20 protein-coding genes are annotated in these 22,478 nt (G+C 44.2%); 1 reads left to right on the plus strand and 19 read right to left on the minus strand.

What is annotated here, in order from left to right; translation table 11 throughout:
* Positions 1-42 precede the first annotated feature (42 nt).
* The 13 genes from H0262_RS07340 to H0262_RS07400 form a co-directional block, all read right to left on the minus strand.
* A complete protein-coding gene (locus H0262_RS07340) occupies positions 43-756 on the minus strand; it encodes a DUF6977 family protein (protein ID WP_020443166.1) in 714 nt (237 codons plus the stop codon).
* A gap of 364 nt (positions 757-1,120) precedes the next feature.
* Positions 1,121-2,329: a chromate efflux transporter gene (gene chrA, locus H0262_RS07345; RefSeq protein ID WP_181210277.1), complete on the minus strand. Its 1,209-nt coding sequence runs from the start codon at positions 2,327-2,329 to the stop codon at positions 1,121-1,123.
* Positions 2,330-2,424: 95 nt separating this feature from the next.
* Positions 2,425-3,123 (minus strand): hypothetical protein, encoded by a 699-nt coding sequence (locus tag H0262_RS07350; protein WP_181210278.1) that lies wholly within the window; start codon positions 3,121-3,123, stop codon positions 2,425-2,427.
* A gap of 296 nt (positions 3,124-3,419) precedes the next feature.
* Positions 3,420-4,685, minus strand: coding sequence for a RidA family protein (locus H0262_RS07355; RefSeq protein ID WP_181210279.1), 1,266 nt, complete (start codon positions 4,683-4,685; stop codon positions 3,420-3,422).
* Positions 4,686-4,859: 174 nt separating this feature from the next.
* Entirely contained in the window at positions 4,860-5,444 is a 585-nt protein-coding gene (locus H0262_RS07360; protein WP_181210280.1) for a HupE/UreJ family protein, read from the minus strand.
* Positions 5,445-5,701: 257 nt separating this feature from the next.
* Positions 5,702-6,340 carry an urease accessory protein UreG gene (gene ureG / locus H0262_RS07365; protein ID WP_181210281.1) on the minus strand — a complete coding sequence of 213 codons (639 nt, stop codon included), beginning with the start codon at positions 6,338-6,340 and terminating at the stop codon, positions 5,702-5,704.
* 34 nt (positions 6,341-6,374) lie between these two features.
* Positions 6,375-7,082: an urease accessory protein UreF gene (locus tag H0262_RS07370; RefSeq protein WP_181210282.1), complete on the minus strand. Its 708-nt coding sequence runs from the start codon at positions 7,080-7,082 to the stop codon at positions 6,375-6,377.
* Positions 7,072-7,620, minus strand: coding sequence for an urease accessory protein UreE (gene ureE / locus H0262_RS07375; protein ID WP_181210283.1), 549 nt, complete (start codon positions 7,618-7,620; stop codon positions 7,072-7,074). Before ureE ends, H0262_RS07370 begins: the two co-directional genes overlap by 11 nt.
* A 49-nt stretch (positions 7,621-7,669) precedes the next feature.
* Entirely contained in the window at positions 7,670-9,373 is a 1,704-nt protein-coding gene (gene ureC / locus H0262_RS07380; protein ID WP_181210284.1) for an urease subunit alpha, read from the minus strand.
* The gene (locus tag H0262_RS07385) at positions 9,370-9,705 is read right to left on the minus strand and encodes an urease subunit beta (protein WP_181210285.1); all 336 of its coding nucleotides are present in this window, start codon (positions 9,703-9,705) and stop codon (positions 9,370-9,372) included. Before H0262_RS07385 ends, ureC begins: the two co-directional genes overlap by 4 nt.
* Before the next feature lie 28 nt (positions 9,706-9,733).
* On the minus strand, positions 9,734-10,036 hold the full coding sequence (ureA, locus tag H0262_RS07390) for an urease subunit gamma (protein ID WP_011513222.1): 303 nt from the start codon (positions 10,034-10,036) through the stop codon (positions 9,734-9,736).
* Positions 10,037-10,131: 95 nt separating this feature from the next.
* On the minus strand, positions 10,132-11,040 hold the full coding sequence (locus H0262_RS07395; protein ID WP_181210286.1) for an urease accessory protein UreD: 909 nt from the start codon (positions 11,038-11,040) through the stop codon (positions 10,132-10,134).
* A gap of 520 nt (positions 11,041-11,560) precedes the next feature.
* The gene (locus H0262_RS07400; RefSeq protein WP_181210287.1) at positions 11,561-12,205 is read right to left on the minus strand and encodes a glutathione S-transferase; all 645 of its coding nucleotides are present in this window, start codon (positions 12,203-12,205) and stop codon (positions 11,561-11,563) included.
* 329 nt (positions 12,206-12,534) lie between these two features.
* On the opposite strand from H0262_RS07400, the gene H0262_RS07405 reads away from it, so the two are divergent.
* The gene (locus H0262_RS07405) at positions 12,535-14,421 is read left to right on the plus strand and encodes an autotransporter domain-containing protein (protein WP_181210288.1); all 1,887 of its coding nucleotides are present in this window, start codon (positions 12,535-12,537) and stop codon (positions 14,419-14,421) included.
* 147 nt (positions 14,422-14,568) lie between these two features.
* Here the strand turns inward: H0262_RS07405 and H0262_RS07410 are convergent, their stop codons facing one another.
* The 6 genes from H0262_RS07410 to H0262_RS07435 all read right to left on the minus strand — a co-directional run bounded on the left by H0262_RS07410 (position 14,569) and on the right by H0262_RS07435 (position 22,374).
* Positions 14,569-15,201 (minus strand): hypothetical protein, encoded by a 633-nt coding sequence (locus H0262_RS07410; RefSeq protein WP_181210289.1) that lies wholly within the window; start codon positions 15,199-15,201, stop codon positions 14,569-14,571.
* Positions 15,202-15,602: 401 nt separating this feature from the next.
* On the minus strand, positions 15,603-17,648 hold the full coding sequence (betT, locus tag H0262_RS07415; RefSeq protein ID WP_181210290.1) for a choline BCCT transporter BetT: 2,046 nt from the start codon (positions 17,646-17,648) through the stop codon (positions 15,603-15,605).
* Positions 17,649-17,931: 283 nt separating this feature from the next.
* Positions 17,932-19,632, minus strand: a complete 1,701-nt coding sequence (betA, locus tag H0262_RS07420) for a choline dehydrogenase (RefSeq protein WP_181210291.1) — start codon at positions 19,630-19,632, stop codon at positions 17,932-17,934.
* A gap of 114 nt (positions 19,633-19,746) precedes the next feature.
* A complete protein-coding gene (betB, locus tag H0262_RS07425; protein WP_181210292.1) occupies positions 19,747-21,261 on the minus strand; it encodes a betaine-aldehyde dehydrogenase in 1,515 nt (504 codons plus the stop codon).
* Positions 21,262-21,436: 175 nt separating this feature from the next.
* Complete coding sequence (locus tag H0262_RS07430) at positions 21,437-22,009, minus strand: TetR/AcrR family transcriptional regulator (protein ID WP_181210293.1); 573 nt, start codon at positions 22,007-22,009, stop codon at positions 21,437-21,439.
* A 20-nt stretch (positions 22,010-22,029) separates the two neighbouring features.
* Positions 22,030-22,374 (minus strand): multidrug efflux SMR transporter, encoded by a 345-nt coding sequence (locus H0262_RS07435; protein WP_011513213.1) that lies wholly within the window; start codon positions 22,372-22,374, stop codon positions 22,030-22,032.
* Positions 22,375-22,478 lie beyond the last annotated feature (104 nt).

The raw sequence follows: 22,478 nt of genomic DNA on the forward strand, positions 1-22,478 counted from the left end.
GTTCACCGATTTCTTATACTAAATTAAGTGCTGGTCTAGTGGTCAGATCCAACCCGCTTCCAAAAGCTCCTCGGTGTTACTCACTTTAAAGTCATGATATAAGTTAAAAAACACCGCTGGATCTTCAACATTATCGAGTAGCTCTCGTTTATGGAGCGCCACAAACATAGCCAGTGCATAAGCTGCAGAGTGGATAGATTTTTTTGGATTAAACTCCATATCAGTAAAGGCTTGATATTGCATGACCTCTTCATGCAGCTGAGGGTTTTGCTTTAGGGCATTCACATATAGCCAATCATAAAACGTCGTTAATGGCTCTACACTCCACTCCATACCGAAATAATTATAGCCAATGAGTTCACCCGAGGTGATTAATCGCTCATCTTTTTTGGCTTGTCTGGGCGGTGCACTTAGCAAGTCGATATAGGGGCCACCATCCTCAAAAACCATACTGCTTTGAAAGGCGTTTTCGACACTATACTGCTCGCCACCATTCTCATTAGTCAGCTTTAGGCTCAAAGGGCTCAGCAGAAAACTCAGCTTATTACCCGATTTACTCGACAGCTCTAAAACGTGATTAAATCCATATTTTTTGCGAATAACTTGATGCATATCATTGATAGATTTTTTCTTTTGCCGACTCGCAAATCCCACATGGCGCTCAAACCGAACCATGTCTGTTTTTACCAGATTATCACTGTTCACTCTAGGCATGAATACAGGTCTTTTTTCTACCGCGCTTTGTGCTTGTTCCATCGTGATGTACCTTATATCAATAATCTTTTATCAATGTTCTTTTATAACTGATTAAATGCGTCTGGGCAGTCCGAAATATATCGAATCCAATCAGCGCTCGCGGGGCAGTTTATCTTATTATGGGTCATTTATCCTGCTCTATTTTAGCGTTATCAATAACCTTGAGCTATGCTGCATAAACGGTAAAGATAAATTTGGTGAATTTCAGCTTTACTGTTTGAGGTGGATGTTGAAACGTAACTTGATGTGGTGACTCTTGAGAGAGTTAAACCTTCTAAAATTAGAAAAAACTGCTTAATAATGAGCAATTTTTAAAATTAGAAATTTCTGAATGTATCTGATTACTATACAGGTAGTTGCCATTTTATAGTGTTAATAACCATCCAGCAGCTCCGCAGCCAGTCACTACCAGCCAAGCAGGGAATTTCCAGAACATCAAAGCAATGAGAGCGACCAATGCCAGACCAAAATCTTTTGCTTCAACAATAGCGCTTGTCCATACAGGCTGATAAAGCGCTGCCAATAACAAACCAACGACCGCTGCATTGATGCCAGACAGTGCAGCTCGTGTGCGCAGATTTTGGCGTAAACGCTCCCAAAACGGCAGGACGCCCATAACCAATAAAAATGACGGCGCAAAGATTGCTATCAAGCAAATCACCCCTCCTAGCCAGCCACTAGGAGCTTGATTCATCGAGGCACCTAGAAATGCTGCGAAGGTAAATAAAGGTCCTGGCACTGCTTGCGTAGCGCCGTAACCTGCTAAAAAAGTATCATTACTTATCCAGCCTGCGGGAACAATCTCAGCCTGTAATAATGGCAATACTACGTGTCCGCCACCAAACACAAGTGATCCTGCACGAAAAAAGGTATCTACCATAGATAGGGTTTGGCTTGGATACAATGCAGTTAGCAGCGGTAAGCCAATGAGCAATGAAAAAAACAAGAACAACCAAACGAGCCCAGTCCGACGTCTCACAGTAATAGGAAGCGGGTCATGAGCAATCACTTTTTCAGGTTTGAACCATAGCAGCCCAATAATGGCGGCAATCGCAATAACGCTTACTTGAGCTAATGCAGAAGGCACCAAAAGTACAAAACAAACAGCCAGCGCCATGATAGAAATTCGCGCAACATCGGTACAGAGATTTTTCCCCATACCCCATACCGCTTGCGCAACCACAGCCACTGCCGCGACCTTTAAACCATGCAATACACCAAGTGGAACAATATCCCCATAACTGCTAATACCTATGGCAAACAACATAAGCACTATGGCAGAGGGTAAGGTAAAACCCGTCCAAGCAGCAAGCGCGCCAGCATATCCTGCTCGAGATAACCCGATAGCAATGCCAACTTGGCTACTAGCTGGTCCTGGTAAAAACTGACAAAGCGCGATTAAATCGGCATAGCTGTTCTCAGTCAGCCACTTGCGGCGTATCACAAACTCATCACGGAAATAGCCCAAATGAGCGACAGGGCCACCAAATGAGGTTAACCCCAATCTAAGGAAGATAAGAAAAACAGCCCATGCTGATTTGCTTTCAATATTGGCGTTATTATGATGTACCACGAGTCACTCTCCTTGGCAGACCGTATAAAGAGAAAGTGTTATAACTTAAAGTCACATACAAAATTTGATTGGCTGTTTAGTATTATTTTTACTTACTACTCAGCATCATCTAATAATTTATTAAGGGTTTCTATCATGGCATCGTCTATGATGTGGTCTTCTACATAATCCACTATCTGATAGAGCGTCGCCAGATCCATTGCGCGAATACCTAAGTCAGTTAACTGCGCATTAATCGCCTCTAAGCCCTCGTTATCTTCAGCGCCGTCACTCGCGAACCAATACATCTGCTCTAGCAAGGTGTCTTGTTTGGTTAATGTTGAATAGCTATCGCCCTGAATAAATAAATTAAAATAATAGGGCATCTCTACATCATTAATAAAAAAAGTACGCTTGCACTCTAGGGTATAGGCTTGTGCTTCTTCACTGTCGTTGCTGTCAATACCATCAATACCTGCATCATTTTGGTCGTCTTCGCCACGTTCAAGCACTTCTTTTACCAAGCCTTCCAGGAGTTGGTAACGCCCTGCTTTTATTTTGTGATTGTAAATAATACTCGCATCCGCGATTGCTTCGAAAATAATGGCGCTAACATCTAGAGTGTGATTATCAATATCATAGAAGCTTTTTAGCGCAGGTAAAAATTCAGTTAGCTGCTCTTCAGGGACTGGTATGAGAAATTGCTGCTCGTATATCTTGATCATGTCTTCGGGCGCGTAAGTGTTGGCAGTATCAGTCTCGTTTCTACCGGTAGGCTGTAATGGTAAAAAATCATATGGGTTATCATTGGTCATTTGGGACGGCCTTTTATATATGTTAGATTTAATAGATGTCTGCTATCAAAAAAAATGAGAGTCTCTAAGCGCATATATCACTCTTAATATACGCTTGAAATTTATGCGGGTATTGTCGCTTATTTGGACAATTTTAGATAGACAGCTAGACATACCCCTTGAATTATTCTCATAAAAAAGGCTTCCAAATAGTTGAAAGCCTTTTGTATTCAAGTTGAGTGATTAGTCATGACTGGATTATGACGATCTAGAAAACGTGCGTCGAACCAATTGTTATGGCAAAATCTGAATTACCACTATCTGACAGGTGGCGTACCTTCAGCATTAGAAAGCACCGCATCGATTTGTATCAATGCATCCATAGGGATTGCTGATACGCCAAACACGGTTCTGGCAGGCAGTTCACCGTCAAAGAACGTAGCGTAAATATCATTGACCGTGTCAATATCGCTAATGTCCTTGAGTTGCACAGTTACTTTAACGATGTCATCCATTTTATGATCGATACTCTTGGCAATGGCTTTGATATTATCTAAGCACTGCTGAGTCTGCGCCTTTATATCACCATTGATGAGCTTACCTGTATCAGGATTGATAGGCAATTGACCTGAAAGGTGATTATAGTGAGAAAAAGCAACCATCTGCGTGCTTAACGAGTGCTTTGGTGCTTGCTCAGTATTATTGGCTTTGATCACAATGCCATGTCGATCTTCAACGGCTTGTGGCGGTGTGCCATCTCCATGTGATACCACAGCTTCAACTTGTACCAAAGCAGCCATAGGTAGCCCTGAAACCATAGTCACTGTGCGCGCTGGTAGATAATTGACGGCTCTGGCAATAGCAGTATCTGGAAAAAAAGTGCTATAAACGTCATCGACGGCTGCGATATCAGTAAGGTTGGTTAGACTAATATTTATTTTGACAATATCATCAATACCGACAGCGATACTGGTCAAAATTGCCTTAATATTGGTTAGGCATTGCGCTGTCTGCTCTACTATACCGCCTGCTACTAATTGCCCTGAAGTAGGATCGATCGGTAATTGTGCTGAGACGTTATTATAATGAGAAAAAGCAACGGTTTGGGTAGATAGAGAATCTATTGCCGCGTTATCGGTGTTTTTTGCCACTTTTATAAGCTTACAAGGTGCTTGCGGATGAGTACCTTCGCCATTTGAAAGTAATGCATCCATTTGTACTAACGCATTATCAATAGGCAGCTCTGCAACCATCACTACGTTACGTGTCGGCAAATAGTCGGTAAAGAAAGTACGATAGACAGCATCTACTGCCTGCATATCTGCAATATCTTTTAAAAATACAGTGATTTTAATCACATCATCCATGAGGTGATCGGTACTTTCCACAACCGCCTTGATATTATCTAAGCACTGTTTGGCTTGGGCTGTGATGTCAGCAGAGGCTAATGCTCCCGTCTTAGGATCGATTGGTAACTGCGCTGAGATGTTATTGTAATGAGAAAAAGCAACGCTCTGAGTTGAGGTTGCGCTAATCGGCGCACGGTTCGTGTTTCTAGATAATTTTATGATGGTATCATTCATATCGTGATAATCCCTATTTGATATATTTATTAATGCAGCAGGCATCTAGCCCACTGTCGTCGCTTTAATATCTTTAGCAGATGCGAAAAGGAATATGAGAAACTAAAAAACCGTAGGAAGTCCCTACGGCTTCTTAGCTTGATGCGAAACGAGATTTTTTTTGATTAATACATATTAGCCCGCAGCCAATACCCCACCAATAATAGCAACCACGCCGCCTAATGCACGGGTAATACGGTTATCGGCTTTGAGCATCATGGTACCCAGACTACGACCGATAAAGGTAATAGCTAAGGTGGCGACAACGAAGCCAGCCATATAAAGCAATAAGCTTGAACCTTGTGTCATTTCAGTACCATGAGCATAACCGTGGGCGACCATAAACAGGGCAACTAAGGTTCCACCAACAGCAGTCGGCAGTTTTGCTAACGTGGCGATTAGTACACCGACTAGCAATACTGACATGGCGATGCCGGTCTCTACCCCAGCCAAACTGATACCCGCCCAAGCAAGGCCTGCGCCAGCTATCATGCCGCCTACGACAAATAACGGCGTGCCACGTTTCATCGTAGTGTTTTGGCGGATACTCCAAAAACCAATCGCGCCCATAGCCAATAAGTGGTCAAGGCCCATCATCGGATGCAGTAAGCCGCTAAGGAAACCATTGCTCACCTGCTCGCCATGGCCAGGGTGGGCCATCGCCAAAGTGGCAGTCATCATCAGCCCTACTGTCAGCAGCAATTTAGTCATTTTATTCATCTTTCTCTCCTATTTTCTTGTTTTCTATTATCTAACTAATTGATTGGTCTAGATAATACTTTGAAGTACTGTCCGCCTACTTATAGTTGATCCACTTTTAAAAGAGTACAGAACTACTAAGGTTGATTATTCGCAGCCTCTGTCAGCGTAGCCACAGCAAGCAAGAAAAATTAACCCCAGTAGTGATTGATAATATTTGCATTTTTTTATTTAGGACTGACTGTAATTATTAAATGCGAGCAATTAACCATTAAGCATTAAGCATTGAGCATTGGCTTTCCAGGACGACGCTCAGGTAACATACCTTGCTTTAAGATAAAGCTAATAATTTCTTCTACACCTACGCCGTCATATAGATTAGTGAATATAAAAGGACGTTCTCCGCGCATTTTCTTTGAGTCACGCTCCATGATATCTAGCGAAGCATGTACGTATTTGGCGATGTCAATTTTATTAATAATCAGCAGGTCTGACTTAGTTATACCTGGGCCACCTTTACGAGGGATTTTGTCACCAGCAGCGACGTCAATGACATATAAGGTCAAATCAGAAAGCTCTGGGCTAAAGGTCGCCGCGAGGTTATCGCCGCCAGACTCTACTAACACCAGCTCTAGGTTAGGATGGCGCGTTTGCAAATCATCAATTGCGGCCAGATTCATCGAGGCATCTTCGCGGATAGCCGTATGCGGACAGCCGCCAGTTTCTACGCCAAGAATACGGTCAGCAGGCAAGGCATCATGCTTTAACAAAAAATCGGCATCTTCACGCGTATAGATATCGTTAGTAACCACAGCGATATCATAGTGATCTTTTAGCGCACTACATAACTGACGTAATAAAGCTGTTTTTCCGGAACCAACCGGACCACCAACGCCTACTCTTAAGCAATGTTTCATGTATATTTTCCTTATCTAAAAACGAAGCAATAATTTAGCTTCGAAATAATCGTGAATATTGAGTTTCATGCTGAGCACTACCCAGTGCTAAGCCGGGTAAAATCGGACCCAACTGCTCATCAGTTAAGATTAAAGCCTTATCGACTGCCGTCACCAGTTGTGGCCGTAACGTTTCATTCAAACGTTGTGCAGCGGTATGACCGAGTGGCAGGGCTTTACAGGCAGCCGCAAGCTGATTTTCCAGCCAGCCCCAAGCAAATCCCAGTAGAGCTTGACGTACAGGTACCTGCCTTTGATGAGCCGTCCATGCAAACACAGTGACATAACCCGGTTCCTTTGGTAGCTCGGCATGACCTAACGCTGTCTGTGGCTGCAAATCCAAACTGTTTAGTAAGCGTATCAATGCTTGACCCAAACGTGTATCTTCATCGCTCAGCTCAGCCGTTTCCCGATTGGCATGTAGCCAGTCATTCCAAAAGGCCAGACCATCACCGTCATTATTTGCCCAACATCTCTGTAAACGTGCTAAGACAGGCAGTTCACAACGCGTCAAACCGTCACCTAAAACGCCTTCCAACCATTCGCCCAGTTGAGCTTCATTATTGACCCAACCCAGCTCAAACGCACTTTCCAAACCTTGTGACCAAGCAAAAGCACCAATAGGTAATGCTGGGCTAATTAATTGCATCAAACCTAACAATGCTAGATCGCTCACAGCATTTGACGGCTCATTAATGCGCATGGTTATGACCGTCGTGTTCAGAATGGTCGTGGTCATGAGAATGAGAGTGAGAGTGAGAATGCGCATGACTATTTGAGTGCGAGTGCTCGCGACCAGCCTGCGCATAAGCACCAGATTCAGGATCAAATGGTGCGTCGTGATGCCTCAAATCTGCTCCCAATAGTACTGCCAGCTCTTCAAGCACATGATCTGGAGGAAAACGCACCCAATGACGCCCATCTTCATCGCTACCAAGGGCGAGTGACACATGTCGATTACCTAAGTGGTAGCACAGTCTGGCTAGTGGTAAACCGCTTTCGATATAAGCAGTAGCCACTGGCTCATCAGCTGCAAGAACCTGAATCACCTCACCACTATTGGCTTGTAGCAAATCACCATGACGAAGCACAGGACCTCGGTCAAGAAACAGACCCATATCACGTTCGTTATCACTAATTGCCTTTAAACGACCACGAATACGTAGCTCATAAGGCAGGGTCAAGGTGTCATAGATATCGACCGAAGTATTACCATCCATTCTTTTTATTAATTCAAGCATATTATTATCCTTACGAACGATTTAAAACAATTGGTCTAGAACAGATGACCTAAAACAAATGATAAAGCTGAGCTAATGGCAATTCAGAGAGCGGCTCGCAAGTTAAGAGCACACCGTCTACATGAACTTCATAAGTTTCTGGATCTACCGTAATGTTCGGGCAGTAATCATTCAGCTTCATGTCTTTTTTGCGCATACTACGAACGTTTTTACACGCGACAAATCGGCTTTTTAGTCCCAGTTTTTCTTCAAGACCTGTGCCCATCGCAGCTTGGCTAACAAAGGTAACGCGAGTAGCAGAAACTGCACGTCCTAGCGCGCCAAACATACGGCGGTAATGCACTGGCTGCGGGGTCGAAATCGCTGCGTTAGGATCGCCCATTGCAGCACCAGCAATCATGCCGCCTTTTAAGATAATGGAGGGCTTAACACCAAAAAACTTAGGACGCCATAGTACCAAGTCTGCCATTTTGCCAATCTCTACCGAGCCCACTTCATGTGATACACCATGGGTAATGGCAGGATTGATGGTGTATTTGGCAATATAACGTTTGACTCGGAAGTTATCAGTACCGCGCTCTTGATCTTCTGGTAGCAGACCACGTTGCAGGCGCATTTTGTGCGCGGTTTGCCACGTACGGCAGACCACTTCACCAATACGGCCCATGGCTTGAGAGTCCGATGAAATCATTGAAATGGCACCAAGATCATGCAAAATATCTTCTGCAGCAATGGTCTCACGGCGGATACGCGAGTCAGCAAAGGCCACATCTTCAGGAATATTTGGGTCTAAGTGATGACACTCCATCAGCATGTCGAGATGCTCGTCAACAGTGTTGATGGTGTACGGGCGTGTTGGATTGGTCGATGACGGTAAAACATTTGGCTGACCACAAGCGACAATAATATCTGGCGCATGACCACCACCCGCACCTTCAGTATGATACGAATGGATACAGCGGTCTTTAAAGGCCTCTAGCGTATCTTTAACAAAGCCTGACTCATTTAAACTATCAGCATGTAGCGCTACCTGAATATCGTAACGGTCAGCAACATCAAGCGCATTACTAATCGTTGCTGGCGTTGCTGCCCAGTCTTCATGGACTTTTAAGCTCATCACACCTGCTTTAACTTGCTCTTCAAGCGCTTCTGGGGTACTGGCACTACCCTTACCCAAAAATCCGATGTTAATAGGCAAGTCATCTACCGCTTGCATCATTTTGCCGATATGCCATGGACCAGGGGTATTGGTGGTAGCCATTGAGCCGGTCGCAGGGCCTGTACCACCGCCAATCATAGTGGTTAGACCGCTCATTAACGCTTCATCTACTTGTTGCGGGCAGATAAAGTGCACGTGAGTATCTACCCCACCTGCAGTCAATATTTGGTTTTCACCAGCGATGATTTCAGTACCGGCGCCAATAATAATATCAACATCTGGCTGCGTATCTGGGTTGCCGGCTTTACCAATAGCGGCAATACGACCGTCTTTTAAGCCAACATCGGCTTTTACGATGCCCCACCAATCAATAATAATCACGTTGGTAATCACGGTATCCATCACTGAGTCTGAGCACAGCTGGCTTTGACCCATACCATCACGAATCACTTTACCGCCACCAAATACCACCTCTTCACCATAATGGGTATGGTCTTTTTCAATCTCGATCCAAAGTTCGGTATCGCCCAAACGGAGGCGGTCGCCAACGGTCGGACCATACATATTGGCATAGGCGTCGCGAGATATTTTCATCGTGTCTCTCCTGAATCTGAATTGTCATCTAGCGCACCCATTACCTCACCTCTAAAACCAAAGATGCGGCGCAATCCGGCATAAGGCAGCAACGACACCTCACGTTTTTGACCCGGCTCAAAGCGCGTGGCGGTGCCAGCAGGTATCGCTAGGCGATGGCCATAGGCTTTTTTGCGATCAAAGCTCAGCGCGCTATTGGTTTCAGCGAAATGATAATGAGAGCCCACTTGGATAGGGCGATCACCAGTATTGGCCACTTCAATCACAAAGCTGTCGCGACCTACGCACAGTTCAATATCGCCTGTCTTTAATTGATATTCACCCGGAATCATCATGCTCTCCTTAAACTTTATGCTCTTATTAGATAATAGGACTGTGAACAGTCACCAGTTTGGTGCCATCAGGGAAAGTCGCTTCGACCTGAATACTTTCAATCATCTCAGGTACACCTTCCATCACATCATCACGAGTTAAAATTTCGCGACCGGCGCCCATCATTTCTGCCACCGTGCGCCCTTCTCGTGCGCCTTCCATAATCTCACAACTTATCAGAGCAATCGCTTCTGGATAATTAAGCTTCAGCCCTTTTGCCTTACGGCGCTCAGCCAAAAGCCCAGCAGTAAAAAGCATTAATTTGTCTTTGTCTCTGGGGGTTAGTTCCATTATTGTCTCCATTATTATTGATATTGTTATGCTGAAAACCGATTGATTTGCGGCTTGCTTTTATGCGTAATCGAAAAAAATACGCAAAAGAATTCTTAGGTTAACCAAATGCGCGGCGTCACTGCCTCAACATCCATCAGTCTTGGGCGCAGAATTTCCCTCGCTTGTTGCAATAAATCCCATGCCTCATTGCGCTCCATACCCAAATAGCGAAGTAAAAGCACACCGCGGCGATAAGTCACCGCCCAATTGTGGTTGGCAGGTATTTTGTCGCGTAGTTCGGCAATGGTCTCAGCAGGGTCACTCAGTCCGACTGCCCACAGAGTAGCGTGAACCGTAGCACCGCCTTGTCCCCATTTACCTAAAAATCGAGGATGTGTCGGGTCAATAGCTTGGCGCTCTAACCATAGTGGCTGACCATTTCGGCTAAGCTGAAAGCGCTGTTCAATGATGCCGCTGACATAAGGTAAGTCACTGGCTGGGCGGCCAAGGCCTATAATTTCCCAGCCCAAGCATTTAGCCGTTTCAGCCAAATCAATAATCACCGTTTGCTCACCGCGTGACCCATCAAAAGCCAGCGTTTCTTGTGGCAGCCATTCAAGCGTGGCACCGTCTTCGATTTTAAGATGAGTATGCTGTGTCCAAGCGACATTATTACTATCGGCTCGATACAGTTTGTTGGCAGCTGGGGTGGTTAATAAAGCGTGGGCGTTTTCAGACACCGTAACATCAATGGTTAAAGAATCACCGCTGGCAATACCGCCGGGTGGATGTAAAAGATACACATGACAGCAGCCATCACGACCTTCAGGGTAAAAAGCGCGCTGTACCCGAAGTGGACCATAGTGACGTGCGACATTCATGCGGGTAATGCGAGTGTCCGCTTCAGGATAAGCTGCAAACCCTAAAGTTAATGAGGCTGGCCAATGGCGGCTGGCATCAAAACGATGCCCAGAATCTATGATTGGCTGCGGATGCACAGGCATAGAAGATAAAATCGTCATGCGATTGGAAACCTTTTTTATAGGCCCAGCGCGACATACATCGCTGAATCGTCAGCAAATTGGCTGACAATAGCAAAATGAGAAAATACATTCACGTGCGCGGGTGAGGTTAGAGTGACAGTGGCAGCCTAGTAGCTGTCAGCGAATGTCATCAGTTGGGCAATGATTGCCTAAAAACCATAAAACGAGTAGTGCAGATAAATTGCGATATACCATCAGGGTAGAAGATGCTTCCCTTGATATGTGTATGAGCTTAATCAATGCAAATAGGCACTCTAAAAAAGCACTTATTGGCAAACAGCCATACTGTTTATCTCTTATAAGCCAACCGTACATAATTGTCAAATTATTTCTTTACACATTGGTAAAAATTATGGCAGCTTAATCTTATTTTTAGTTAATCTGTACTGTGAATCTTGTAGTAATTCAATAAGATAGATAGCTAGAGGGTAGTAACCCTAACAAACATGAGACGAAAATTTCAAAGTATTAACACTTATTAAATATTTTGGAGGAAGTCTCAGCAAAAAATTACTGCTTCATCCCCATCCTGCCACGGCTGAAATTTGGTCATCGTTTGCAAAAAAAACGGATGCTGCAGCCAATCTTGTAACCATCGCTGTAGGTTTGGATAAGGGAGGCTATAAAAAATATCACGATCGACATGAGCGAATTGACGGACAAAAGGCATAATACCAATATCGGCAATCGTTACAGTTTTCCCTAGCAAATAAAGATTTTTAGTCAGTAATTCCTCTAACACTTGTAAAGATATTTCACCCTTCTGTCGATACTCTGTCTGGGTCATCTCAAGATGACGATCGGCATATTTATAGCGATCGAGCCAATATTTAAATTCGTTGTCGTTTTTATCAATCAGCGCATTTGCCTGCTGCAAAACCTCTGCATCCAAAAGCCCTTGCGGATCTTGCTGCTCAAGCGCCCATATCATTATCTCTGTACTCTCTTCAATCACCGTCCCATCTACAAGTTGTAAAACAGGCACCGTACCTTTTGGGCTAATGGCTAGCATCTGCGACGGCTTATTTTTCAGTGTTATTTCGCGCAGCTCTACCTGTAGCTCGGCAAACAGTATGCCGAGACGGGCGCGCATGGCATAAGGGCAGCGACGAAAAGAATACAGGCAATGATAAGAGGAAGTCATAGGTAGGGTTCGTAGTTGAATTGAGACTAATAAGTTTAGACGCGGAGGTTGATCATTACTAGGGTGTTTCATCATTTTAAAAATACTAGGGACGATACCTTCATTTGCACATCATAACAATGCAAGTAATTGCATTGTTATGATGGTCTGGATAATTTAGAAGATAGAGCATTAGTTTAGAACGATATTTACAGCACCATGGTTAAAAGTTTTATACTTGTTAGCTTATTCAACTTATATTGGGATTTACGATAAATTCGATTGATAGGATTTTCTAAAGCAGTTACACTTCCTTAATAAACCGCTACATTCACGACAAGGAAGTCGATATGCCTCGTAATATCTCTCACGCTATTGTTAACCCTACCACCCTTAAAACATTGACCAAAAGTATACTTGCCATCTCGCTATCAATGGCAGGTCTAGCGCATGCTGAGCTTTATAGCAGTGTGACATTTTTTGGTGATAGCTTGACCGATGGCGGTTATTTTAGTCCCATTACCCAAGGCAAGCTCGGTATTAAAGAGTCAGGTCAATTTACGACCAATCCTGATAACGTATGGGCAACGTCATTCGCTGAGCAGCTAGGTACAACAGCTGTTCCCATCGTTTATCTTGGAAATCAAGCTGGTAATAACTATGCTATTGGTGGTGCAAGAGCAGGCAAGGATATCGTTAATACGGACTTTGGCGTTAACGTTCCTGTTGCGTCTGTGAACACTCAAGTAACTGGTTATCTGGCTAATAAAAAAGTTGATCCTAATGGTATGTATGTGGTGTGGGGAGGCGCAAACGATTTACTTGCGGCAGCTGCAAATCCTGCTAATGCGATAAATACGATTTCATCAGCGGCTGGCAGCCAAGTCGCCGCTATTAAAGCGCTCAAAGATAATGGTGCGAACTATATTTTAGTACCTAATATCCCTGATATAGGTCTAACACCTACTGCTATCGCTGCAGGAGCAGGGTTTCAATCGTCTGGTACGATGTTAGCAAATTTATATAATCAAACTATGTATAGTGGCGCAGTAGCTACGGGTGCTAATATCATACCGCTCGATACTTTTAGCTTATTACAACAAGTCGCTGCCAACCCTACGGCTTATGGCTTTACAAATATGACTCAAAAAGCTTGCAACACTTCAAGCTCGCTTTTATGTGGATCAAGTAATTTAGTCGCGCCAGGTGCCAATGAAAGCTATTTCTTTGCTGATGGTATCCATCCGTCGGGACGTGCGCATCAAATGATTGCAGATTACGCCAGTGCCGTCGTTACCGCTCCTAGTCTTATTGGCGTGTTGCCGCACATTGCGACGACAGCAGGGCTAGCAACTAGCGAGCGCTTGCAATCTCACATCAATAAAATCCAAAGTAGTGAACAAAAACCTGCCCGTAAGTTATGGGCAACCGGTGAGTTTGAAAATCAAGATATTGCAAGGTTTGAAGGCGATAGTAATACCCAAGTATTATTAGGTGTAGATTTTGCTCATCCTAACTCAGCACATGCGGTAACAGGCTTGTATGGCAATATCACTCAAAAAGATTTTGAGAACTCAGGGGTTCGCACTGGCTTAAGCAATATCGACTTAGAAGAAGTAGGCTTTGGTGTCTATCATAGCAATACGCTAGATAAGCTTGGCGGCGTGCAGCTTAATGGCGCGGTTGGCTTTGGTAATCTAGACGTTGATGTCACACGTGCGGTCACACTTGGTGGCAATAAACAAGAGTTTAACTCTAATGCTGATGGTAAACGTTACTATGCTAACTTGCAGGCAGGATATCCGATGCAGTTCAGCAGCCTTGCTATCACGCCATATATCGGTGCAACGGCTAGCCGTGTGAGATTGGACGCGCTAAAAGAGCAAGAAATGTCTGGTATCGCCATGCAGTTTGATGAGCAAAAATATACTACCACTTATGGCAAACTTGGCGTGAAAGCCAACCATAATCTAGGCGATTCACTTAATGTATTCGGGGATGTTCATTATCAAAAGCAGTTGAGTGACAATCGTGAAGCGGCTTCTGCGCGTCTTAACACCATAGCAAATGTCAGCTTTGATACGCCAATGGTACAGACCGACGATGATAATTTTGGCATGACGCTTGGTGTATCCAAAAGCTTTGGTCAATTAAATGCCAATGCTGGTGTTACGCACTCGCAAGGTGATGATGACAAATCAACGAGTTTGTTTGTCGGTCTTAGCAGCACTTACTAAACGGTTTGAATCAAGCTTAGTTGCTGATAGTTTATATATTGAAGCTCAAAAAAACCGCCAAATGATAAAAAGTGCTTGGCGGTTTTCTATTGAGATGAATTTTAAATAGGCTTTTTAAGCTTTTCTCTTACATCGTTATGAGTACTATCATGATTTAACTGGCAGTCCATATTCCACTTTGCTAATAACCTCACCATGCTGCTCAATCGTTAGCCAGTAGCCTTTAATCACGCCGCCATATGGCAAATTGCCATTGTAGTTTTTGTAATGCTCATCAATACACTTTTGTACGATGAACTCACGTTCTGTCTCAGTCATTCGAGCAATATTTTCAGGCAAGTGAGCATGAGCCAATTGAGCCGCGCCACCACGGGATATCCAATTTGCGCCAGCAGTAAACTCAAAATCAACATCTGCTCTTAACCGATATTTAGGCAAAGGATACGCATAATGCGCCAAATCATACTTGATTTGAGCGATGTCTTCTTCAAACGTCTCATCCTGCATATCAAGTACTGAAACCAGCTTTTCTAAGAATTGCTCAGGGGTAAAATAAGCATCGATATAACTGCCATCCAAGCCCAATTTTTCGCTAGACAGTACGTGACGCAGGCGATCACAGGCAGGAATAGTATGCTTAAGCGGATAGCCCATTGCTCTGGTAATATCTTGCGGACGGCGCTCACACGTATCGATTTGAGTAATGATACGGCGCGCCAAAGAATGCTGCGGTCTATAATAGCGGGTATATTTGGAATGAGTAGCAGGAAGATTAAACAAGTGAGACTCCTATAACTCCGACAATAAAAGTATAATAATAAGCCAAATTCGGCAAATCAAATAAGGCATGGATGACTTTGTCGGAGAAAAGGCTCATGCGCTTTACCAGAGTTATTTTATATCGTGCTGGAAGTTGCAAGGCTTGTAGCGCTGTCATTGATTGATTCACAATGGCAAGTGAAAGCTACGAAACCATTAAACCCACGATAGGTCTGAATGACCATTTTTAATAATGATAGCACATCAGATAATGGTAATACTGTTAATCTTCATTATAAAACGTAGCAGTATATATCCTATTCCTTTTATAGCAAATAGACTATAACGCTGACATTTAAAAAACCCTATAAGCTGCATTCAACTTATAGGGTCAGTGTAAAGTCGAGTATATTACTTAGCTATTAACGCTCTAAATGTAGATACTGCAAATGGCGCTCGTACTGATTTAAGATATCGACCAACACTTGCTCTTTGGAGTAACCAACCAAGTCATACTCTTGCGAGCCTTCACTTAAGAACACTTCCGCACGATAATAGTACTCTGCATTCTTAGTTGATGTGCTCAATGTAAAGTTAGGACGCTCCGCTTTGATCAAATTAACTTCATAAATAAAGTCGTCTTCATCACCATGTCCAACCCGTAATTTCAGACCATCTATTTGACCGCTACTCTCATCCATACCTTCATCTATATCTTGTCCGATATGTTCAGGGTTACGGATATCCAAAGAGGTTTTTAAACCGCCTGCCGCAAATTCTTTTTCAACTTCCGTCATGGCAGGTCTGACCACATTTTGTAAAAACTGTTCCACTTGTGCATGTTTAGGGAAACTGACAATACGTTGCAAGCGTGCTTTCCAGCTTTTACCACTATCAAGCACATTAGCCGTACCAATCGTACTGGCTTTACGCTTATTACCTTCCTCTTTGAGCGACTTCCACATCGACATCATATAGAGTACAAGGATGAGTGAGAATGGCAAACCTGCAATGACAGATACTGACTGTAATGAGGCAAAACCACCAGCAAACAATAAGCCTAGGGTAATAAGACCGGTCGCTGCTGCCCAAAATAAGCGTAACCAAACAGGTGCATCCGTATCATTGGTCATTCCTTTTGAGCTTAGGTTCGCCAATACTAAAGCGCCTGAGTCAGCTGAAGTCACAAAGAATACTAACCCAATCACAACACCTGCAAATGATAGCACTTCGCTGTAAGGAAAATACTCAAACAAGGCAAACATGCCCATTGCCGCATCATTGACTGCGATTTCACCAAGTTCAGTGGCACCATTGGCAACCAAATCTATCGCTGAGTTACCAAAGATAGAGAACCAAGCAAAGATGAATCCAAGTGGGATAAACATCACACCAAATACGAACTCACGCAGGGTACGACCACGGCTAATACGCGCAATAAACAGACCTACGAACGGTGCCCAAGCGACCCACCATGCCCAGAAAAATATCGTCCAGCCTGACTTCCAGTCAGCGCCAGCTTGACCATCATAAGCATAAACATCAAAAGTTTTGAAAACGATGGTTTGGAAGTACTGTCCGATATTTTGAGTAAAGGTATTCAGCAAATAAACCGTGTTACCCATCACCAATATCGCGATTAATAGCAATATCGAAGACAGCATGTTGAATTCGGATAAACGGCGGACGCCTCTTTCTACACCAGTCATCGCAGAGATCGCCGCGGCAGCGACAACACCTATGATGATAAAGGTTTGAACCATTTTGCTGGATTCAATCCCAAACACATGAGTCAAACCCGCATTGGCTTGCAATACACCAATACCCAAACTGGTAGCGATACCCATTAGCGTACAAACAACACCAAAGGTATCAATACCATCACCAAGCCAGCCTTTGATTAAGCGCTCGCCAAAGATAGGCGTCAGTGGTGAACGTAACGCGAGTGGCATGTTTTTACGATAAGCAAAGTACGCCAATGCCATCCCGATTAAGGCATAAATGCCCCAGCCATGTAGACCCCAATGTAAAAAGGTCTGCGCAAGTGCTTCACGCATGGCCGCCTCACTGGCAGGCTCTAACCCCGTATGCGGCGTCAGGTAATGCATCAACGGCTCAGACGCACCAAAAAACAATAAATCAATACCGATACCAGCGGAGAACAGCATCGCTGCCCACGCTAAAAAGGGAAATTGTGCTTTTTCGTGATCTTGACCAAGCTTGATATCGCCATACTTAGAAAAGCCAACAAACAAGGCGAATATACTATACGCGGCAACCACCAGCATGTAATACCAGCCAAAACTCTCTGATACCCATGCCATACTTGAACTTAATAATGCCTCACTATAATCTGGAAACGCAATCGTCCAGATTATCAATAAAATAGAAATAATAGCTGAGCCTAAAAAAACCGTCTTATTTAGAGTCAGGGGTTTCGTCGCATCCTTTGATGGCGAGCTGTACATAAAAGACCTCAATAGGTAAATTAAACAGGGTCTGATATTGCTTTGTCCGTCATAATCTTATGACCGATAACCGCATGACATACAAATAACTGCATGACGCACAAAGCAGTACCAATAAATGAAATTTGCTAAATCAACAATGTGAAAAAATAGCAAAGCAAACGATAAACAGAGGCAGCCATAACGGCACTCATCTTCTTAAACGTTAGCGCTGATAAAAAAGACCTTTACTGTAAAAGGCCTTCTTATTAAAACTGTCTTATATGATTGATGATTCAACCGCTTATACCGTAGAACTATAACTCCGCATCGGCTCCGCTCTGAGTGGTGCACCATTAGCGACATAATAATCTACCGTCGAGCGTGGCAGCTGCACACCGCGCATTTTATCGACGATTTTTTCTGCTAACATAATAGTCGTCGCGTTGAGATTGCCACTGATGATATTTGGCATAATCGATGCATCAACGACACGCAGTCCATCGACACCATGTACCAGCCCTTCACCGTTGACGACCGAATCATTGTCTTCGCCCATCGCACAGGTACAAGATGGATGATAAGCCGTCTCGCTGTGATTACGGACGTACTCGTCCAACTGGGCGTCCGTCACTAAATCATCCGTTGGTGCAATCGAGCGACCACGATAAGGGTCAAGCGCTGGCTGATGCATAATCTCACGAGTGATGCGCATGGCAGCACGGAACTCTTGCCAATCTTGATCATGAGACATGTAGTTAAACAAGATGCTCGGATGCGCGCTTGGATCTTTTGAGGTTAGCTTGACGCGACCACGACTTGGCGAGCGTAACGAGCCCACGTGTGCTTGGAAGCTATGAGACTTCACGGCACTGCGACCATCGTAGCGTACCGCTAATGGCAAGAAGTGATACTGGATATTTGGGTGGGTGAATTTTTCATCCGTGCGAATAAAACCGCCCCCTTCAAACTGGTTTGATGCGCCTAGCCCAGTACCATTGAATAACCACTCAGCACCGATGGCGGGCTTGTTCCACCATTTATTGGCAGGGGCAATCGACACAGGCAGCTTACATTCATATTGCATATACAGCTCTAAATGATCTTGCAGGTTATTACCAACACCCGGCAAATCTATAATCTCATTGACACCTAGATCTTTTAGCCATTGACCGGGGCCAATACCAGAACGCTGCAATAATTGTGGCGAAGCAATTGCACCAGAGGAAACAATCACCTCACGAGAGGCATGAAAATTCTTGGTTTGACCTTGATGCTCGACTTTGACACCGATAGCACGCTTACCATCGAACAAGATTACATCGGTCAGTGCACCCGTCAAAATTGTGATATTACTGCGCGATTTGGCACGGTCCAGATAGCCACGGGACGTTGAGGCACGGCGACCATTGGGCGTCACAAAGCGATCCATCGGCCCAAAGCCTTCTTGCTGATAGCCGTTTAAATCGTCGGTACTTGGATAGCCAGCTTGCACGCCTGCTTCAATCATCGCCTGAAACAGTGGATTGACCCCTGGCTTTGAGGTGGTCATCTCAACGGGACCACCCACACCATGATAGTCGTTTTCGCCCGCATCACGGTTTTCTAACTTTTTAAAATAAGGCAGGCAGTCCAAATACGTCCAATCTTCTAAGCCTTTAATTTCAGACCAATCATCAAAATCTAGTGCATTACCACGGATATAACACATACCGTTAATCAATGACGAGCCGCCAAGTCCTTTACCGCGACCGCAGTCCATGACTCGGTTATTCATATATGGCTCAGGATCGGTTTTGTAGCCCCAGTTATAGGTCGTTCCTTGTAACGGCATTGCGAGCGCCGCTGGCATCTGCGTACGAAAATCTAAGCGATGGTCTGGACGACCCGCTTCTAGCAGCAGCACCTTAATGTTGGCATCTTCGGTCAAACGGGTGGCCAGCACATTGCCTGCTGATCCTGCACCAACGATAATGTAGTCATACTCAGGTGTGGTCGATGTCATAAAACGCTCCATAATATTGAAAAATAAATCATTTACTATCAGCAAAGTCGAACAAAGAACAAATTAGCTCTACTGAACTACTTTGCTGATTAAGAATTTTCTCAATACAAATGATTAAAATACAGATTCAAATTTACCCAATTCTACTTGGATAGATTTGGTCTGCGTATAATGCTCAAGGGCTTCAATGCCGTTTTCGCGGCCAATACCTGAATGCTTATAACCGCCGACTGGCATTTGAGCGGCTGATTCGCCCCATGTATTTAACCAGCAGATACCCGCTTCAATTTGAGCGATAACTCGATGTGCTCGGGTCAAATCAGCAGTCACGACCCCAGCTGCCAATCCATATTCGGTATCGTTGGCACGGCGAATAACCTCTTCTTCGGTCTCATAAGTCAATATAGACATCACTGGGCCAAATATCTCCTTACGCACGATAGTCATCTCATCGGTGCAATCAGTGAATACCGTCGGTGCGACGAATGCGCCATTTGCCAATTCGCCTGTCATCACACGGTCACCACCTGTTAGCAAGCGTGCGCCACTGGCTTTACCTTGCTCGATATAGCCAAGCACTCTTTCCATATGCGGGAAGCTGACTAGTGGGCCCATATTGATATTTTCATCCATTGGATCACCCAACTTAATACGCTCAACACGCGTTAAGATAGCCTGCTCAAACTTAGCTTGCATCGCTTTAGGAATGAACACGCGCGTACCATTGGTACATACCTGACCACTACTATAGAAGTTCGCCATCATTGCGATGTCCGCCGCCGTATCGATGTCCGCATCATCAAAGATAATTAATGGCGACTTGCCACCCAGCTCTAATGTCACGTCTTTAAGAGACGATGATGCCGCGCTCGACATGACTTTTTTGCCCGTCGGTACGCCACCGGTAAACGATACTTTGGCGATATCAGGATGCTGAGTTAAGGCCTCACCCACTTTATAATTGCCTTGGACGACGTTAAATACGCCATCTGGTAATCCTGCTTCTGTCAAAATTTCTGCCAGTTTCAACGCGGTCAACGGCGTCACTTCTGATGGCTTAAAGATCATCGCATTACCAGCAGCTAGTGCCGGCGCTGCCTTCCACATCGCGATTTGAATCGGATAGTTCCATGCACCAATACCAGCAACCACGCCAAGTGGCTCACGGCGAGTATAGACAAAGCTGGTATCACGCAATGGAATCTGACGACCTTCAATCATCGGTGCCAGACCCGCATAATATTCAACGACATCGGCACCGGTGACGATATCGACATACTTGGTTTCAGAGTAAGCTTTACCTGTGTCTTTGGTTTCGAGCAATGCCAGTACGTCATTGCGCTCGCGTAATATCTCAACCGCCTTTGATAGAATTCGACCACGCTCAACTGCTGTCAGTGCTGCCCAAACTTTTTGACCTTTTTGTGCCGCTTTAACCGCCTCATCAATTTGCTCATTGGTCGTTTGTTGGATAGTCGCCAGCACTTCACCCGTCGCTGGATTGATATCTTCAAAAGTCGTCAGCGTTTCATCTACCGCCAAATAACGACCGTTAATATAGGCAGTTTGTATTTGTTCTAAATCAATGATGTCTGTTAAGTTATTTAGCACTGTTTTTGAATCTGTCATGTGTTCTTTCTCCTTACGACGACTGGCAAAAGCTTTATAAAAAAGTTAATACCAAATAATCTCGTCATGGGTTAAGTATTTAAAATAAATTTATAGCGTCTATTTCTACAGGATTTTCTTTCAATGCTTCTATAATAAAAAACGCTTCTTCGATAAATCAGTTGAGAGCAGCGTCTTACTCTTTCTCAGATTGCGTCATGTTTATCAAGCGTTTATGAATGGATGTTTTATCTGAGATATTAATTCCTGAAAAATCAGAGAGCCAAATACCATCAGCGACTAAACGCACCATACATAGTGTTTCGGTATTGTCGGTTGCTTCATGTTTCTTTAATTGTGCATTTGCCCACTCTGCCCATAAGTCACGTAGCTCACTATCGCCTAGCATCAATGCATATAATGTCGCTTGGCTATTGAACTCATGCTGCCCTTTTTCGCCCAAGCTAATCGTGGCATTGATATATGCACGGGTAAAAGAGCCAAAACGTACAGGGTCTTTTGCCATAGCCGCGTCAACCTCTAGCTCAAACTTTTTCATCGCGTCATGAAACACTTCCATGACTAAGGCGTTTTTGGTGGTGAAATGATGCATCACGCCGCCTTTGGTTACTCCGACTGCATCAGCAACCGCTTGGAAGGTTACCTTGGCCAAACCTTGCTCTAAAGTAATGCGTGCCGCTTGATCAAGTAATGCCCGACGTACTACTTCTGGTTGTTTTTTGCGCTTATGCGCGTTTTCAGCTTCCATTTTTATCTCCAGATACACGATTAATGCCCGACAGAATTAGATAGTAAATTCATCACAACGACACCGCCCACAATCATCGCAATACCGACCACCGCTGCTGTATCCAGTGTTTGCTTAAAAAACACCAAGCCTACCAATGAGGTCAATACAATCCCAAGTCCAGCCCACAACGCATAAGCGATACCAAGCGGTATGGTCTTGATAGTCTGTGTCAATAAGTAAAACGAGATGGCGTAGAGCACACCCATAATCACTGTCGGCACCAAACGTGTAAACTGCTCTGACTTAGCTAAAAAGGTAGTGCCAATGACTTCACAAATGATAGCAATGGCAAGGTAACCGTAAGCAATAGTGGTAGGACTCATAATTAGGATACCTGTCTCAAATTGAGCATATATTAATAATGTATATACATTAAAGAAACCACACGGTCGGTATTTTATAGAAATAATCTAGCAATGTGAAGGGT

It is taken from the genome of Psychrobacter sp. D2, from assembly GCF_013608135.1.
GTDB classification, from domain to species: Bacteria; Pseudomonadota; Gammaproteobacteria; order Pseudomonadales; family Moraxellaceae; genus Psychrobacter; species Psychrobacter cryohalolentis.

Excerpts from the sequence above, each read along its gene's own strand:
- H0262_RS07395 (WP_181210286.1), bottom strand. The coding sequence starts at position 11,040 with ATGACGATTTTATCTTCTATGCCTGTGCATCCGCAGCCAATCATAGAT.
- H0262_RS07430 (WP_181210293.1), bottom strand. The coding sequence starts at position 22,009 with ATGGAAGCTGAAAACGCGCATAAGCGCAAAAAACAACCAGAAGTAGTA.
- H0262_RS07400 (WP_181210287.1), bottom strand. The coding sequence starts at position 12,205 with ATGACTTCCTCTTATCATTGCCTGTATTCTTTTCGTCGCTGCCCTTAT.
- H0262_RS07355 (WP_181210279.1), bottom strand. The coding sequence starts at position 4,685 with ATGAATGATACCATCATAAAATTATCTAGAAACACGAACCGTGCGCCG.
- H0262_RS07435 (WP_011513213.1), bottom strand. The coding sequence starts at position 22,374 with ATGAGTCCTACCACTATTGCTTACGGTTACCTTGCCATTGCTATCATT.
- H0262_RS07370 (WP_181210282.1), bottom strand. The coding sequence starts at position 7,082 with ATGCGCATTAATGAGCCGTCAAATGCTGTGAGCGATCTAGCATTGTTA.
- ureG (WP_181210281.1), bottom strand. The coding sequence starts at position 6,340 with ATGAAACATTGCTTAAGAGTAGGCGTTGGTGGTCCGGTTGGTTCCGGA.
- H0262_RS07360 (WP_181210280.1), bottom strand. The coding sequence starts at position 5,444 with ATGAATAAAATGACTAAATTGCTGCTGACAGTAGGGCTGATGATGACT.
- H0262_RS07350 (WP_181210278.1), bottom strand. The coding sequence starts at position 3,123 with ATGACCAATGATAACCCATATGATTTTTTACCATTACAGCCTACCGGT.
- ureC (WP_181210284.1), bottom strand. The coding sequence starts at position 9,373 with ATGAAAATATCTCGCGACGCCTATGCCAATATGTATGGTCCGACCGTT.
- H0262_RS07405 (WP_181210288.1), top strand. The coding sequence starts at position 12,535 with ATGCCTCGTAATATCTCTCACGCTATTGTTAACCCTACCACCCTTAAA.
- ureE (WP_181210283.1), bottom strand. The coding sequence starts at position 7,620 with ATGCTTGAATTAATAAAAAGAATGGATGGTAATACTTCGGTCGATATC.
- ureA (WP_011513222.1), bottom strand. The coding sequence starts at position 10,036 with ATGGAACTAACCCCCAGAGACAAAGACAAATTAATGCTTTTTACTGCT.
- H0262_RS07385 (WP_181210285.1), bottom strand. The coding sequence starts at position 9,705 with ATGATTCCGGGTGAATATCAATTAAAGACAGGCGATATTGAACTGTGC.
- betA (WP_181210291.1), bottom strand. The coding sequence starts at position 19,632 with ATGACATCGACCACACCTGAGTATGACTACATTATCGTTGGTGCAGGA.
- betB (WP_181210292.1), bottom strand. The coding sequence starts at position 21,261 with ATGACAGATTCAAAAACAGTGCTAAATAACTTAACAGACATCATTGAT.
- betT (WP_181210290.1), bottom strand. The coding sequence starts at position 17,648 with ATGTACAGCTCGCCATCAAAGGATGCGACGAAACCCCTGACTCTAAAT.
- H0262_RS07340 (WP_020443166.1), bottom strand. The coding sequence starts at position 756 with ATGGAACAAGCACAAAGCGCGGTAGAAAAAAGACCTGTATTCATGCCT.